The organism is Lysinibacillus sp. 54212 (assembly GCF_036662795.1).
Lineage (GTDB): Bacteria > Bacillota > Bacilli > Bacillales_A > Planococcaceae > Lysinibacillus_B.
Genome location: NZ_JBAFWZ010000004.1, coordinates 97,051 through 113,578, shown reverse-complemented (window position 1 = coordinate 113,578; position 16,528 = coordinate 97,051). Strand labels below are relative to the sequence as shown.

The window sequence follows — 16,528 nt, the reverse complement described above, 5'->3', positions numbered from 1 at the left end:
GCATAATTAATAGCTTCTCACCGGGACATTGATTGTTATACTGTATTGTTTTTAGAATTGTAAATGTTTTTCGATATAAGCTTTAACGTCAGAGATCGGCATACGAACTTGTTCCATTGAATCACGGTGGCGTACTGTTACTTGGCTGTCCTCTTTTGAATCGAAGTCGTATGTGATACAGAATGGTGTACCGATTTCATCCTGACGGCGGTAGCGTTTACCGATAGATTGTGATTCATCATAATCTACTGGGAATGCTTTACGTAAGTCAGCCCATACGTCGCCAGCTTCTTCTGCTAATTTTTTCGATAGAGGCAGAACAGCTGCTTTAAATGGTGCAAGAGCAGGGTGGAAGCGTAATACATTACGAACATCGCCGCCTTCTAGTTCTTCCTCATCATAAGCGTCACATAGGAATGCTAATGTAACACGGTCAGCACCTAGTGAAGGCTCGATACAGTATGGCACATATCGCTCATTTGTAACAGGGTCGATATAAGTGAAGTCTTCACCTGAATGCTCCATATGCTGCTTTAAGTCGTAATCTGTACGGTCAGCGATACCCCATAGCTCGCCCCAGCCGAATGGGAAGCGGAATTCGATATCTGTAGTAGCGTTAGAGTAGTGAGATAATTCGTCATCCTCGTGGTCACGTAGACGCATCGAATCCTCTTTCATACCTAGGTTTAATAACCAGTCTTTGCAGAAGTTTTTCCAGTATGCATGCCACTCAAGGTCTTCACCTGGTTTACAGAAGAATTCAAGCTCCATTTGCTCGAATTCACGCGTACGGAATGTAAAGTTACCTGGCGTAATTTCGTTACGGAAAGATTTACCAACCTGTGCAATACCGAATGGCGTACGTTTACGCATTGAACGTTGCACGTTTTTAAAGTTGACGAAAATACCTTGTGCTGTTTCAGGGCGTAAATAAATTTCATTTGAAGAAGACTCAGTCACGCCTTGGTGTGTTTTGAACATTAAATTGAACTGACGAATATCTGTCCAATCCGTTTTACCGCAATCAGGACAATTCACTTCTAATTCTTCCATTTTCGCTTTCATTTGATCGAAGCTCATACCATCAACGATAATTTCATTACCTGTTTTCGATAGGGAAGCATCCTCGATTAATTTATCTGCGCGGTGACGTGCTTTACATGCTTTACAGTCAATCATTGGGTCGTTGAAGTTACCAACGTGACCAGATGCAACCCAAGCACGTGGATTCATTAAAATTGCTGCGTCAAGACCGACATTATGCTCTGATTCTTGAACGAATTTTTGCCACCAAGCTTTTTTTACGTTGTTTTTTAATTCAACACCTAGTGGACCGTAATCCCAAGTGTTTGCTAGACCGCCGTAAATTTCAGAGCCGGGAAACACGAAACCACGTTGCTTTGCTAAACTTACGATTGTTTCCATTGATTTTGCCATTATTACTTCCTCCTTGTAGTTGCCCGGAAAAGAAAAAACTCGTCTCCGGGCGATTATAGCCCAGGGACGAGTTTTTACCCGCGGTTCCACCCTGATTGCTCCTTAGGCTAATCGTGTGTTTTCAAACTTGAAAACCACAGGATAGACTAAAAAACCTCTTTCAATACGTTAGCTCACAGGTGCCGTTTCGCTTTTCTCTTGTAGGCTTTCACCATCCCTACTCGCTTCTATATCGAAAAGTTACTTATTTCCTGCTCATCGCCTATTTGTTTATAAAGCTAATATGCATGAAAACTCCCTTTGTGTCAATACAAAAAGGTTAAGTTTAAACCTTAGCATTCCGAAATGAAATAGTATATAATAATTACCGAATAAGTATAACATTTTTTGAGGCGGGTGAGTCCAATAGAACTCAATAAACGTCAAGACGCCATTTTACAAATCGTAAAAGAGAATGGCCCAATTACTGGAGAACAAATTGCTGAACGACTCAATTTGACTCGAGCCACTCTTAGACCGGATTTAGCGATTTTAACAATGGCGGGCTTTTTAGACGCAAGACCACGTGTAGGGTATTTTTATGCCGGTAAAAAATCGGTCGTATCACTAACAGAGTCTATGATGAATTTAAAGGTAAAGGATTTTCAGTCTATGCCAGTAGTTGTCTCTGAAAATATGACTGTTTATGATGCCATTTGTCATATGTTTTTAGAGGATGTTGGTACATTATTTGTAGTAGACAAGGATTCGTTTTTACAAGGTGTGCTTTCTCGAAAAGATTTACTTCGTACGAGTATCGGATCTCAGGATTTAAATAAAATACCGGTACATATTATTATGACACGTATGCCGAATATTGCGTATTGCACTAAATATGAATCTCTCATATTAGCAGCAAATAAATTAATTGAACGAGAAATTGATTCGCTTCCTGTTGTTCATGAAACAGAAGAGGGCTTAGAAATTATCGGTCGATTAACGAAAACAAATATTACAAAGGCGTTTATTTCATTAGCTGAAACGCATGATTTATAAGGAGAATACGCTTGCGGAACTTACGTATCTTTGTTGTGTCTGATTCGGTCGGTGAAACTGGAGAGCTTGTTGTGAAGGCAGTAGTAAGTCAATTTAGACCTGCTTTTGAAAATGTCATATTACGCAGATTTCCTCATATAAATACGATAGAGCATATTGAAGAAATTGTGGACGGTGCCAAAAAACAGCATGCTGTTATCGTCTATACGCTTGTGGAAAAGGAACTACGAAAGGCACTTTACAATACGAGTGTGGAAAATGGCGTTGCAGCAATAGATTTGCTAGGTCCAATGATGGAACTAATCGAACGCTCGGTGGATGAAAGACCACTCGAGCGACCAGGCTTAGTGCATCAATTAGATGACTATTATTTCAAAAAAATCGAAGCAATTGAATTTGCAGTAAAATATGATGATGGGCGAGACCCGCGTGGCATTTTATTAGCAGATATTGTGCTAATTGGAGTATCACGAACTTCAAAAACTCCGCTCTCTCAATATTTAGCGCATAAACGATATAAAGTAGCCAATGTTCCTTTAGTACCTGAAGTTGTCCCACCTGCTGAATTATTTTTAGTAGATCCGAAGAAATGCTTTGGTCTAGTTATTTCTCCACAGCATTTAAATAATATTCGGAAGGAACGATTAATAGCGCTAGGTTTAACTGAAGGGGCTGCCTATGCACAACAAGCTCGTATTGAAGAGGAAATCGCTTACTTCTACGATATAGCCCAAAAAGTTGGCTGTGATGTTATAAATGTCACTAATAAAGCTGTAGAAGAGACAGCAAATCTTATCATTGAAACGATTGAACAGGGTAAAATACTATAAAAAAAAGAAAGCCACCTCAGTATAGGTAAAAAAGAGGGGTTTTTTTTAGCTGTTTTATTTAAAAAAGTATGGAAATATGCTCATGTTTGTTTTATAATGATAAAATTGTGGTAAAAATATAGGCATAGAGGCGAAAGTACGAAAAAATATAAAATTTTTGTCGAAAATTAAAGGGTTTTTATTTTTTTTCTCGAATTGTGTTATGTAGCAAATTAAGATGGTGATAAAATGACTGGGAAAATTCCTGAACAATTAATTGAGCAGATTCGTTCACAGTCTGATATAGTCGACGTGATTAGTGACTATATGCAGTTAACAAAGAGAGGGCGTAACTGGTTTGGATTGTGTCCATTTCATGGAGAGCAAACCCCCTCTTTTTCTGTGTCTCAAGATAAACAAATTTTCCATTGCTTCGGATGTGGTGCTGGTGGAAACGCAATAACCTTTATTATGGATATGGAAAATATTCCGTTTCCAGATGCAGTCGTGAAACTAGCTGAGCGTGTTGGCGTCCATATAGATGTAACACCGGGAGTAAATGCGCACACTTCAAAGGTTATTTCGCCGACAGAGCAAAAAATGCGTGAAGCACATGAGTTTGCTGTTGAATTTTATCATCATTTATTAGTGAACACGGAAGAAGGAGAGCCTTCTCTACAATATTTGCTGGATCGTGGCTTTACACGAGAGCTCATTGATTCCCATAAAATTGGCTGGGCTTTACCTGCCTGGGATAACTTGTCAATCTTGCTCGAACGTAAGGGCTTCAATCTTAAGGATATGGCAGAATGCGGCTTAATTATTCATAAAGAAAGTGATAATTCTTATTTTGATCGCTTCCGTGGGAGAATAATGTTTCCAATACGTGATGAAAATGGGAAGGTAATTGCCTTTTCAGGGCGAATTGTAAATAAAGAGGCTGATGAAGCAAAATATTTAAATAGCCCTGAATCACCGTTATTCCATAAAAGTCAAGTATTATACAACTTAGATAAGGCTAGGGCCTCCATACGAAAAACAAGAAGAATCGTGTTAATGGAAGGTTTTGCTGATGTTCTTTCTGCTAATCAGGCTGGTGTTTATAATACTGTAGGAACAATGGGTACGTCGCTAACACCTCAGCACGTCCAAAAGCTCAAACGCTTAGTGGAGCAAATTACGATTTGCTATGATGGGGACAATGCTGGGATAGAAGCTGCAAAACGTGCCGCAGAAATGCTCCATGCAGAAAAATTAAAGGTCGAAATAGCAGTCTTGCCAGACAAGCTTGATCCCGATGATTATATTAAAAGATATGGTGCTGAGAGCTTTACGGGGCAAATTCTTGAAAAACCGTATGCGTACATTGCATTTATGATGATGTACTCACGACGCAATAAAAATTTTCAATTCGAAAATGATACATTGCAATATATTCAAGAGGTGCTCATCCATTTAGTTGGAAAAACTTCACCAGTGGAACGCGATTTGTATATTAGTCAGCTTGCTAAAGAGACGAATATTACAAAAGAAGCCATTGAGTCGGAGTATCGAAAACTCGAAGCTGAACATGTTAAACAATATAAGGGTACGGAGAAGAAGGCGGAAAGGCAGCTGCAAGAAGTAGTAAAGGTCAGCAAATCCCTTACTGCAACCGAACGTGCAGAACGTTTATTGTTATCACATATGCTGTACAACATACATGTAGTGGATAAAATAATAAATAGTGACGATCCAAATCCATTCATCCGTGATGAATATAAGGCAGTGTTTGTGAAGCTTATCGGCTTTTATGAAGAATATACAGCCTCTGATTATCAACGATTCCTAGAAATACTTGATGATTCGGAGCTCCGTAAAATCGTCATGGAAGCAGCATTAGTTGAACGAGATCCCGACCATGGGGATCAGGAAATAATAGACTGCTTAAAGCATATAAAAAAGCATCGAATAAAAATAGAAATAGACAATTTAATTCATGAAAGAAATGAAGCGGAAAAAATGTTTGATTATAAGCGAGCACTCGACCTACTTGCGAAAGAAGTGGAATTAAAACGCACGCTATCAGCAATGTAATCCGATTCGGTTTGTTTATAAGGAGGAAGGTTTATGGCGGACAAGTCAGAGCGTTCGAATGAAAAGGTTAATGAACTTACTTTAGATGAGGTAAAAACGCAGCTAAAGGCAAAAGCAAAGCAAGAAGGGGAAATTTCGATGAAAGAAATTTCTGAAAAGCTTGCTTCATTTGATTTAGATTCAGAAGAAGTTTTCAATTTTGCAGATGAAATTGAAAAAAGTGATGTGCAAGTTGAAGGAAAAGAAGAATTTGAAGAGGAAGCCTTATCGAAGCAAGAAGCGAGCGAAGAAGCTTTTGATTTAAATGATTTAAGCGTTCCTCCAGGAGTCAAAATTAATGACCCAGTTCGTATGTACTTAAAGGAAATTGGTCGTGTTGACTTACTTTCTGCCGAAGAAGAAATTCGTTTAGCAGAACGTATTGAGCAAGGAGACGAGGAAGCGCGTAAACGTTTGGCAGAAGCTAACTTACGTTTAGTTGTATCGATTGCAAAACGTTATGTTGGGCGCGGTATGCTATTCCTTGATTTAATCCAAGAAGGGAATATGGGCTTAATTAAAGCGGTTGAAAAATTCGATCACCGTAAAGGCTTTAAATTCTCAACTTATGCAACATGGTGGATTCGTCAGGCGATTACACGTGCAATTGCAGACCAAGCACGTACAATCCGTATTCCAGTTCATATGGTCGAAACAATTAATAAACTAATCCGTGTACAACGTCAATTACTTCAGGATTTAGGTCGTGAGCCTTCTCCAGAGGAAATTGGAGAAGAAATGGATTTAACGCCAGAAAAAGTACGTGAAATCTTAAAAATTGCTCAAGAGCCGGTTTCTTTAGAAACGCCGATTGGGGAAGAGGATGACTCGCATTTAGGTGACTTTATCGAGGACTCTGAGGCACAATCTCCGTCAGATCATGCTGCATATGAGCTATTAAAAGAGCAGTTAGAGGATGTCCTTGATACATTAACAGACCGTGAAGAAAATGTATTACGTCTTCGTTTCGGCTTAGATGATGGACGTACTCGTACGTTAGAAGAGGTAGGAAAGGTATTTGGCGTAACGCGTGAGCGTATTCGTCAAATTGAAGCGAAAGCTCTGCGTAAGCTTCGTCATCCATCTCGTTCAAAACGATTAAAAGACTTCTTAGAATAAACAAAAGATGAAAGCACCTTGCATGTCAAGGTGCTTTTTTATGTTTTTTATCAAACTAGTAAATGATGATACTTTTAGTGGATATGTAAAAAATAGCAAATCTATTAAAATAGGTATAACTATACATACATTGATGGAGATAAGCCTATGTCAAATCAACGAAAGCAAATTATCGTTAATGAGATTTTATTTTGGAAAAAGAATAAAATGCTGCCCGATCATTACTGTGATTTTTTAATGACACTTTATACAGAGGGGAATAATGAACAGGAAGAAGAGTTAGGAGATCCAGGGCAATCTATAAAAGCGAAGGAAAAAAGAAAGAATATTGGTTTCTTTATAGCATTACCGCTAGTTGCAATAGTGTTATTAGCAATTGTTTATACAGTCGATATCGTGTGGCTTGCGGCAATTCCAGCTAGTTTAATGACCATTGCTTGCTTTATTGGTGCATTTTATTTTGCTAAGAAAAACAAGCTGTTAGCACCGATTTTACAGCTATGTGCAGCACTCTTACTATTAGGGCTAACAGTAAAGCTATGTTTAACATATTTCGCTGGGAATCATCTAGTTTTATACAGTGCACTCATTATTAATTGTGTTATTTGGTTCCTATCAGGTCTAAAGTTAAAGCTTACGTATTTTACTATTTCAGGTGCATTAGGGATTTTAGCAATTATTATTTATGGATCGATGAATGTATAAGAAAAGGCTTCAAACCTATTATAGAAGGGTTTGAAGCTTTTTCTGGTTACTTTGTACTTGTAGCTCGACAATCCAGCTTTCGCTAATTAGGAATTGTGCTATTATTCTATTTAATGCAAAAATATTCTGTTAATCGCGTAAATATTCTTATAAAATGGATGTAGCAGTACATTTTACTAGAGGGGTGATCAGGATGTACTTTGAGTTAACGGATGAACAAAAGATGATTGAAAAAATGATAAAGGAATTCTCGGATGAGGTTGTTGCACCTGGAGCGTATGAACGAGATAAGACGAAGGAGTTTCCGCTAGAAATTTTTAAAGAGCTTGCTGCAATGGGTATGATGGGTTTGCCTTTTTCAGAGGAATATGGAGGAGGGAATGCGGATACAATAAGCTTTGCCATCGTAACAGAGCATTTAAGTCGTGCATGTGCCTCAACAGGTATAACGTATTCAGCACATATTTCATTAGGAGGTGCACCGCTTCATTTATTTGGTACAGAGGTGCAAAAGCAAAAGTATCTAGTGCCAATTTGTACAGGTGAATCTTTTGGGGCATTTGGCTTAACTGAGCCGAATGCTGGTTCGGATGCGGGCGGAACAGAAACGAAGGCAGAATTACAAAACGGACAATTTACGATTAATGGCGCTAAAGTATTTATTACAAACGCTAGCTATGCAAAGCATTTAGCTCTTACAGCCATCACAGACATAGTAGACGGTAAAAAAGAAATTAGTGCAATTATTGTACCAACAGATGCTAAGGGCTTTACGATTAAAGCTGACTATGAAAAAATGGGCTTGAATGCCTCTAATACAACTGAGCTGATTCTAGATAACGTCGAAGTACCAGAAGAAAATTTACTCGGCACTCGTGGCAATGGCTTTAAACAATTTTTAACAACACTTGATGGTGGGCGAATCGGCATAGCTGCGATGGCGGTTGGCATTGCACAAGCTGCATTTGATAAATCAGTAAAATATGCAAAGGAACGAAAGCAATTTGGCAAAGCACTTGCAGATTTTCAGGCAACGCAGTTTAAATTAGCTGATATGGCGGTTAAAATAGAAATAGCTCGAAATATGGTATACAAGGCTGCATGGCTTAAGGATGCTGGTAAACCATTTGGTAAAGAATCGGCTATGGCGAAATATTATGCCTCTGAAATGGCTATGGAAGTTTGTGATGAGGCCATTCAAATTCACGGTGGCTATGGTTATATGAGGGAATTTGAGGTCGAAAGATATTTACGAGATGCAAAGCTTTTGGAAATTGGTGAAGGTACTTCTGAGATACAAAAAATGGTCATTGCACGATATATTTTGAATTCATGACGTAGAAATGTCGAATTTGTTACAATAGAGGGAAAAGTTACGCTTTAGGTCTTTCCGTTTGTTCATTAATGCAGTACAATAATGATTGTTGAAATAATTCTATCTTAATAGAAGAAGCTTTTATATGAGGGAGGGTATACAGATGAAAAACAATCCAGTTATTCCTTACATCCTAATTATGGCATTCGGTATCGGACTTATTTTCTTTATGTCATTAGATGGTGCTGGAAACAAAAAAGAAGAGGCAGAAGGCGGAGCTTCAACTGGTGCAGAGGATAACTCAGCATTAGTACAAACTTGTATCGGCTGTCACGGTGGTGACTTAAAAGGTCAAGCTAATGCACCTACTTTAGTTGGGCTAGATCAAGAGCGTATCGTTGATGTACTTGTAAATGGAATTGAAGGTACACCAATGACACCTAATATGAAAAACGAGGCAGAAGCAAAAGCGATCGCTGAGTACATTTCAACTTTAGAATAATAATAAATAAAACTGACAAAGTCCAAAAGGTTGGACTTTGTCATTTTTTTTATATAATAGAGTAGACACGTAAGAAGAAGTGAGGTAATTAAATGAACGCAAAAAAGCTTTCAAAGCGATTGGAAACAGTGGCATCTTTCGTACCGACAGGCGCAATCCTAGCAGATATCGGAAGTGATCATGCCTATTTACCATGTTATTTAGTGCACAAAGGGATTGTTCGTCATGCCATAGCTGGTGAAGTAGTGAAAGGACCTTATGAATCAGCCTTTCGCCAAGTTCGAACAGAAGGATTACAAGAGCAAATAACGGTAAGAATGGCAGATGGGCTAGCAGCGGTCAAGCTAGAGGATCAGGTTGATACGGTGACAATTGCTGGTATGGGTGGTCCTTTAATCGTTTCTATTTTAGAAAAGAATCCTGAAAGCTTAACGAATGTTACACGATTAATCCTACAGCCTAATATTCATGCAAAGGTCATTCGAGAATGGGCGCTGCGAAATGGTTGGGCTATTTTGGATGAAGTAATCTTAGAAGAAGATGAAAAAATTTATGAGGTGCTTGTATTGCAACGCGGCGAAATGAAATTAACAGGGGCCGAAATCCTTCTTGGGCAGCATTTAATTGCTGAACGATCCGCTATTTTTGTTGAAAAATGGACTAAAGAAATTGCTAACTGGCAACGAGTGTTAGCATCCATTGAAAACGCGGAAGCAAACCCTGAAATCGAAGGGAAGCGTGCTGAGTTAACTTATTTAATTCGATTAGTACAGGAGGCACTAGCATGAAAAAAGCGAATGGACACGAAATAATCCAGATTTTTGAGAGTTGGTCTCCAAAAAAGTTAGCCTGTATGCCGAATGACCCAATAGGACTCGCGATAGGTACGTTAAATAAATCTGTTTCAAAAGTACTTGTGACACTGGATGTGACGGATGCGGTTGTTGAAGAGGCCATTCAAAAGGGCTGTGAGCTGATCATTGCCCATCATCCACCTATTTTTTTTAAGCTAGCCCATTTACGAACTGATAATCCACAAGGTAAGTTATTCGAGAAGCTAATTAAGCATGACATTGCGGTTTATGCGGCACATACAAACTTAGATGTTGCACCGGGTGGAGTAAATGATTTACTAGCAGATGCCCTTCAACTTGTAAATCGAAAGTTGTTAGAGCATACGTATAGTGAGCAGTTAATGAAGCTAGCTGTTTTTGTGCCGAAAACACATAGTGAGGGGCTACGTGAAGCGTTAGGAAAAGCTGGTGCGGGTCAAATTGGTAACTATGATAGCTGTAGCTTTACCACAGATGGAGAGGGGCGTTTCCGTGCGTTAGCCGGTGCAACCCCGTTCCTTGGTAATATCAATGAGCTTGAAGTAGCAGAAGAAGAAAAGATAGAAGTTGTTTTTCCAGCGAGCATAAAAAATAAAATATTAAAGGCGATGTTAAACTCCCACCCGTATGAGGAGCCAGCGTATGATGTATGGACACTTGATACGCAAACAAATGAACAAGGACTTGGTCGTATTGGAGAGCTAGAAAAGCCGATGAGCCTAAAGGAATTTGCTCAGTTTGTTAAAGTACAACTCGATGTACCATGTGTTCGAGTAGTAGGGGACTTACACACTACGATTCAAAAGGTAGCGGTTGTCGGCGGTGATGGCAACAAATATATTCGCACTGCAAAATTTGCAGGAGCAGACGTATTTGTTACTGGGGATATCGGCTTCCATATGGCACAAGACGCAGAAATAAACGGTCTTAATATTATCGATCCAGGTCATCATGTTGAAAAAGTGATGATTAAAGGGGTAGCCCAAAAGATGAAGGCGCTTTGTGAGAATAAAAAGCTACCGGTTATATTTATCGAATCAACAATTAATACAGAACCATTTAAGTTTATTTAAGGGGAATGAGCATGGAAAATAGAGCAGAAAATAACGGGAAGATGTGGATTATTATCGGTGTAGCCATTGCGGTTATCGGCATCTTATTCACAATTGCAATGAGTGTTGTAAGCGCTCAAAACATTGAACGACTAGAAAAAGCGTGTATTAAAGATGGTGGAGAACCAAATGTAGTAGAAAAAGGCTTTATCATTACTACTTCGTACGAATTTAAATGTGAAAAATAGAAGGTGTTACTAGCTATAGGTAAACTCTAAGAAATTTGAGTTTGCCTACAGTTTTTTAATAGGTTTTAGAGATATTGAACTTGCTTCATTTGACTTAGAATCAAAAAGAGGCTGGGACAAAACCCGAAAACACCATTTTTCTAAACGAGAAAAATGGTGTTTTCTTAGTATGGAGAAAATTGATTTCCGTTCCGGGTACGCTTTCCGGGGGCACGGCCTGAGCCTGTAGTCTCAAGCGTCGTGCTGTTCCCCCAGGAGTCGCCCCTTCTCTACAATCAATTTATGAAGTAGCAAATTCTTGCTATAGGTGTTCCTCGATTTCTATAAAATCTTTACTTATGTCCCAGCCTCTATTAATAATAGGGAGAAAATGATCTTATTAAGCTTTAGTTGGTATCGCTTTTTTTGCCATCTCTTCGTCAAATTCATTTTCTGATTTTGATACAACTACACAAGCCACACCGTTACCGATTAAGTTCGTAACAGCACGCGCCTCTGACATAAAGCGGTCCACACCAATTAAAAGGGCAATACCTTCGACTGGTACCATTGGGAATGCTGCAAGCGTAGCTGCTAGTGTGATAAAGCCTGAGCCAGTAACACCAGCTGCACCTTTAGATGTAAGCATTAATACTCCTAAAAGTGTGAGAATTTGAATCCATGTTAATTCAATCCCATAAGCTTGTGCGATAAATAGGGCAGCCATTGATAAGTAGATTGATGTACCGTCTAGATTGAATGAATAGCCAGTCGGAACAACTAAACCAACTACTTGCTTCGAACAGCCAAAGCCTTCTAATTTACGCATCATGGATGGAAGAGCCGATTCAGATGATGATGTTCCAATTACAAGGAAGATTTCATCTTTAATGTATCCGATAAATTTGAAAATATTGAACCCGTAATATTTCGCGATTGATCCTAAGATGAATACGATGAATAGGAACATCGTAATATAAACGGCAGCCATTAATAAACCTAGTGATTTTAATGAACCTAAACCGAAGTTACCAATTGTATACGCCATTGCACCAAATGCACCGATTGGCGACAACTTCATAACCATACCCACAATTTTGAAAAAGATTTCTGAAACTTGCTCAAAGAATGTAATAACTGGACGAGATTTTTCGCCAAGTGATGCAGCGGCAACACCAAATAATACAGCTGAGAATAATACTGGTAATAGATCACCGTTTGCAAGTGCCCCAACAACGTTTTCAGGAATAATGTTATAAATAAATGTCATTAAACCTTGGTCAGTTTCCTCTGCAGCTGTTGTGTATTTTGAAATATCTGCATCAGCTGCTTTTGATGTGTCAATTCCAGCACCAGCATTCACCAGCACCGCTACCCCAATACCAATTGCAAGTGCGATTGTTGAGACGATTTCGAAATAAATTAGCGCTTTACCACCAATTTTACCGACCTTCTTCATATCACCCATACCGCCGATTCCTACAACAACTGTCAGGAATATAATTGGGGCGATTAACATTTTTATTAATTTAATAAATAAATCGGCTAGGATTTTTAAGCTTGCACCGAACTCTGGCCAAATTGCACCAACTATAACACCAAGTATGATGGCAATGATTACTTGAACAGTTAAATTCTTTAACCATTTCATATTCTTTTCTCCCTTTCTATTTCAAAAATTCTATTTTGTTATCGTTTTCATATTGCTATCATAGCGGAAAATTTTCCGAAAAATAGATTTAGTTTTTAAGAATCATATCGTTTATTTTGTTCAATTTCTTGCCCAATCTGCTAAAAACATCGTTAAATCAACGTTTGTGCTGTTATGCAACGTATCTATTAAAAAATCACTTGTTATAATACAAGCTCGTAAATATAATAAAAAAACAACACTTTTCAAACGAAAGTGTTGTTTTGTTCATTTTGTTCCATTGCTTATTTTGAGTTGTTCCATTAATAATTTATAGTAAGAGTCATCGATTATGCGATTACTATTGCTATAAATAGATGAAAGCTTTTCTTTCCAAGCTTTTTTCTGTTCATCAGTTAATGTATAAATGGATACAGCATCAATTGTTCGCAGCTCATTTAAGCTCTTTTCATTCAGAAGTATACTTTGCTCGAACTGCCAATCAGACATTTCGTTTAAGGCTTCTACTATTTGCTGCTGAATATCTTTATCTAAACCATTCCAAAATGATTCATTCATCATAACAGCGTAGCCCATTATACCGTGATTTGAAAGTGTAATATGCTTTTCATACGTATGAAAGCCCTTTGAATATAGATTAGAAATCGTATTATCCTGGGCTTTAATTTTTTTATTTTCAATTTCGTTGTAAACTTCGCCGAAAGAAGTCGCAATGGGTGTAGCACCGAGTCTGGCAAATTGCTCTTTTAATAGCTCACTATTCATCACCCGAATAGGTAAGTTTTGAAAATCCTCTACCTCTAGTATGGGATAGTCATTAGAGGCAATTTGCTTAAAGCCGTTGCTCCAAAATTTTAAGCCTTTAATATCCTGTTTTCCTAACTGAGCTAATAATTGGTCTTGCAATGGTCCAGATAGTACTTGCTTTAGCTCATCCTCAGATTCGATAATAAAAGGAAGGTCGAGAACTTGCCAAGACGGTAAATAGCTTGTTACCTTTGAAAATGTAGGAGCAATCATTTGGATATCATTGTTCTTCAATGCTTCAAATTCATTATAATCATTATATAAAATACCGTTAGGATATACTCGGATGATAACCTTACCATTTGTTTTTTCATGGACAAGCTCGGCAAATTTAGTAGCTGCCAATCCTTTTGGTGTATTTTCTGCAACAACATGGCTAAAGTGGATTATAATTTGATCCTCTAAACCATTTTGTTCATCGTCATAAGGTAACGAGGAGATAGAAGTCCTCCGATCCTGGTATATAATCAGTGATACAAATATTAAAATGACAACTATACCGCCAGTAAAAAAGTATTTCATTAATTCATCACCACTTTATTTAGTTTGTCCATACTTATATGAGTATAGCGTGCTTGTCTGTTGAAAAAAAGGAGAGAGTTTATTGCTCAGGTTAACAGTGAACAGAAAAATAATGCTTATGACTTTCTTTATTATTGCTTTCTCCTTCTTAATCGCAGGAACATTTATCTTAAGCAACTTGTTAGGAGAACAGGAAGAGGATTTTGGTCAACGAGCTATGTTAGTTGCAAGAACAGTTTCGAATATGACACAAATCAGTAATTTGCTCCAGCAAGAAAATAATGAAGAATCTATGCAAGCTGTTAATACGATTGTAGAAGAAATTCGAATTATTAATAAAGCTGATTATATTGTTGTGATGAATATGGACCGAATTAAATATTCGCATCCCTCTATACATGAAATCGGAGAAAAAAGTACTTCACAAGATTTAAATGCCGCGTTTAGTGAGCATTATTATATTTCAAATGCCCGTGGTGTAGAAGGGACGATGATAAGAGCCTTCGTACCAATTTTAGCAGACAATAAAAAGCAGGTTGGAGTCGTAGTTGTTGGTTATCCAATGCCTACATTTATCAAAATCATTCAAGAAAATATGTCTGAAATTATTGTCACAGTGCTACTATCGCTATTATTTAGTATGTGGGGAGCACGTACTTTAGGTCGACATATTAAGAAAAAAATGTTTGGCTTGGAGCCTGAAGAAATCGCAAAAATGTATGTCGAGCGGCAAGAGACCTTTAATGCTATGCACGATGGGATTATTGCGATCGATAAGGATTTAAATATTACGATTTTCAATGAAAAGGCGAGCTCCATTTTAGGTGTTGGTAATAATCCGAGCCAATATATTGGGAAAAATATATACGACGTGATTCCTGATACAAGAATTCCGGAAATTGTAGAAAATGATAAACCGATTTACAATCAAGAGATTTACGTTAATAATCATAGTATTTTAAGTAATCGTATTCCTATTCGGGTGGACGGGAAAAGTGTAGGGGCTGTTGCGATATTTAAAGATTTAACAGAGGTAAAGCAGTTAGCCGAGGAGCTAACGGGAGTTAAAGCATTTGTACAAGCGCTTCGTGTTCAAACGCATGAGCACAAAAATAAGCTACATACAATTAGTGGACTCCTTCAGCTTGGTCATACAAAGCAGGCGCTAGCCTATTTAACAAACGTTACTGAGCAAGAAGAGACGCTATCTAAGTTTTTTAATGATCGATTTCAAAATGAAAATATTTCTGGGCTACTATTAAGTAAAATTAGCCGCGGTAAGGAGTTAGGCATCACTGTAAGTATTGATGAGGAAAGTAATTTTAATCGAATACCGCCCTATTTAGATTATCATGATTTTGTTATACTGTTTGGAAACTTACTCGAGAATGCCTTTGATGCTTTAAATATTGTATCGAAGGAAGATAAACAAATTCTTTTATCGATTGATGAGCATGATGATACACTAGCTATTCTGGTCACTGATAACGGCATTGGCATGAGTGAAGAGGTGCAGGAAAAAATATTTGAAAACGGATTTTCTACAAAAGAAAATAGTAACCGTGGCATTGGACTCTATTTAATCAAAGAAATTGTCTCAAAGGGGCATGGGACGATTGAAGTGAAGAGTGAAGAAGGAAAGGGTACGAGCTTTTTAATACTGTTTGAGTTAGGGGAAGATAGAGTTGGGGACAATTAAGGTTTTATTAGTAGAAGATGATCCGATGGTACGTGAGGTGAACCGCCAATTTATCGAAAGAGTAGAAGGCTTCGAGGTTATTGCAATGGCAGCGAATGGCGTGGAGGGCTTTCAAAAAATACAAGAGCTGAAGCCTGATTTGGTAGTAATAGATATCTTTATGCCTGAGCAAAATGGTATAGAAACACTCCAAAAAATTAGGCAGGAACAACTTCTAGTTGATGTCATTTCAGTTACGGCAGCAAATGAAATGCCAACGATTCAGCATATGCTTCATTTAGGTGTATATGATTATATTATGAAGCCATTTACATTCCAAAGAATGGAGCAAACTCTTCAGAATTACAAGCAATTTAAAAGAAAAAAAGATACGATTCAGGATATCACACAGCAGGATCTTGATGAGCTCCTTCAAAAATATCGTAACGCAGATGAGGAAAGTCAGCCTGATGAGGCAGTGCTTGATTTGCCGAAAGGATTTAATCGTGCAACGTTAGATAAAGTGCTGGCTTATTTAAAGCAGGCAAAACAAGGAGCATCGGCTGATGAAGTAGCTGCTGCAATAGGGGTAGCACGCGTCACAGCACGTCGCTATTTAGATTTTATGGAAAAAAGAGATTTAATAAAAGTCGATATTCAATACGGAAGTGTCGGAAGGCCGATTAATCAATATTATGTATAGTATGGGAGGTGTCACGAT

General features: G+C 38.0%; 15 protein-coding genes. 12 read left to right on the top strand and 3 right to left on the bottom strand.

Annotation, left to right across the window (positions count from 1 at the left end; genetic code table 11):
• Positions 1–51: 51 nt before the first annotated feature.
• Positions 52–1,437: a glycine--tRNA ligase gene (locus V4T18_RS04335; RefSeq protein WP_332646904.1), complete on the bottom strand. Its 1,386-nt coding sequence runs from the start codon at positions 1,435–1,437 to the stop codon at positions 52–54.
• Positions 1,438–1,833: 396 nt separating this feature from the next.
• On the opposite strand from V4T18_RS04335, the gene V4T18_RS04330 reads away from it, so the two are divergent.
• The 10 genes from V4T18_RS04330 (at position 1,834) to V4T18_RS04285 (ending at position 11,170) form a co-directional block, all read left to right on the top strand.
• Positions 1,834–2,472: a helix-turn-helix transcriptional regulator gene (locus tag V4T18_RS04330; protein WP_332646903.1), complete on the top strand. Its 639-nt coding sequence runs from the start codon at positions 1,834–1,836 to the stop codon at positions 2,470–2,472.
• 11 nt (positions 2,473–2,483) lie between these two features.
• Positions 2,484–3,302 carry a pyruvate, water dikinase regulatory protein gene (locus V4T18_RS04325; RefSeq protein ID WP_332646901.1) on the top strand — a complete coding sequence of 273 codons (819 nt, stop codon included), beginning with the start codon at positions 2,484–2,486 and terminating at the stop codon, positions 3,300–3,302.
• A gap of 228 nt (positions 3,303–3,530) precedes the next feature.
• Positions 3,531–5,357, top strand: coding sequence for a DNA primase (gene dnaG, locus V4T18_RS04320; RefSeq protein WP_332646900.1), 1,827 nt, complete (start codon positions 3,531–3,533; stop codon positions 5,355–5,357).
• 33 nt (positions 5,358–5,390) lie between these two features.
• Positions 5,391–6,515 (top strand): RNA polymerase sigma factor RpoD, encoded by a 1,125-nt coding sequence (gene rpoD, locus V4T18_RS04315; RefSeq protein WP_332646898.1) that lies wholly within the window; start codon positions 5,391–5,393, stop codon positions 6,513–6,515.
• Positions 6,516–6,662: 147 nt separating this feature from the next.
• On the top strand, positions 6,663–7,220 hold the full coding sequence (locus tag V4T18_RS04310; protein ID WP_332646896.1) for a hypothetical protein: 558 nt from the start codon (positions 6,663–6,665) through the stop codon (positions 7,218–7,220).
• A gap of 193 nt (positions 7,221–7,413) precedes the next feature.
• Positions 7,414–8,556, top strand: a complete 1,143-nt coding sequence (locus V4T18_RS04305) for an acyl-CoA dehydrogenase family protein (RefSeq protein ID WP_332646894.1) — start codon at positions 7,414–7,416, stop codon at positions 8,554–8,556.
• A gap of 142 nt (positions 8,557–8,698) precedes the next feature.
• Positions 8,699–9,037 carry a c-type cytochrome gene (locus V4T18_RS04300; protein ID WP_332646893.1) on the top strand — a complete coding sequence of 113 codons (339 nt, stop codon included), beginning with the start codon at positions 8,699–8,701 and terminating at the stop codon, positions 9,035–9,037.
• Between the two features lie 92 nt (positions 9,038–9,129).
• Positions 9,130–9,825 (top strand): tRNA (adenine(22)-N(1))-methyltransferase, encoded by a 696-nt coding sequence (locus tag V4T18_RS04295; protein ID WP_332646892.1) that lies wholly within the window; start codon positions 9,130–9,132, stop codon positions 9,823–9,825.
• Positions 9,822–10,943, top strand: a complete 1,122-nt coding sequence (locus V4T18_RS04290) for a Nif3-like dinuclear metal center hexameric protein (protein WP_332646890.1) — start codon at positions 9,822–9,824, stop codon at positions 10,941–10,943. The genes V4T18_RS04295 and V4T18_RS04290 overlap by 4 nt, the downstream gene beginning before the upstream one ends.
• 11 nt (positions 10,944–10,954) lie before the next feature.
• A complete protein-coding gene (locus V4T18_RS04285; protein ID WP_332646889.1) occupies positions 10,955–11,170 on the top strand; it encodes a hypothetical protein in 216 nt (71 codons plus the stop codon).
• A gap of 379 nt (positions 11,171–11,549) precedes the next feature.
• Here the strand turns inward: V4T18_RS04285 and V4T18_RS04280 are convergent, their stop codons facing one another.
• Both V4T18_RS04280 and V4T18_RS04275 read right to left on the bottom strand, forming a co-directional pair.
• Positions 11,550–12,800, bottom strand: a complete 1,251-nt coding sequence (locus V4T18_RS04280) for a dicarboxylate/amino acid:cation symporter (protein ID WP_332646887.1) — start codon at positions 12,798–12,800, stop codon at positions 11,550–11,552.
• A gap of 267 nt (positions 12,801–13,067) precedes the next feature.
• On the bottom strand, positions 13,068–14,129 hold the full coding sequence (locus V4T18_RS04275; RefSeq protein ID WP_332646886.1) for a DctP family TRAP transporter solute-binding subunit: 1,062 nt from the start codon (positions 14,127–14,129) through the stop codon (positions 13,068–13,070).
• A gap of 82 nt (positions 14,130–14,211) precedes the next feature.
• Between V4T18_RS04275 and V4T18_RS04270 the strand changes: the two genes are divergently transcribed.
• Both V4T18_RS04270 and V4T18_RS04265 read left to right on the top strand, forming a co-directional pair.
• Positions 14,212–15,828, top strand: a complete 1,617-nt coding sequence (locus V4T18_RS04270; protein WP_332646884.1) for a sensor histidine kinase — start codon at positions 14,212–14,214, stop codon at positions 15,826–15,828.
• The gene (locus tag V4T18_RS04265; RefSeq protein WP_332646883.1) at positions 15,815–16,510 is read left to right on the top strand and encodes a response regulator; all 696 of its coding nucleotides are present in this window, start codon (positions 15,815–15,817) and stop codon (positions 16,508–16,510) included. Before V4T18_RS04270 ends, V4T18_RS04265 begins: the two co-directional genes overlap by 14 nt.
• Positions 16,511–16,528 lie beyond the last annotated feature (18 nt).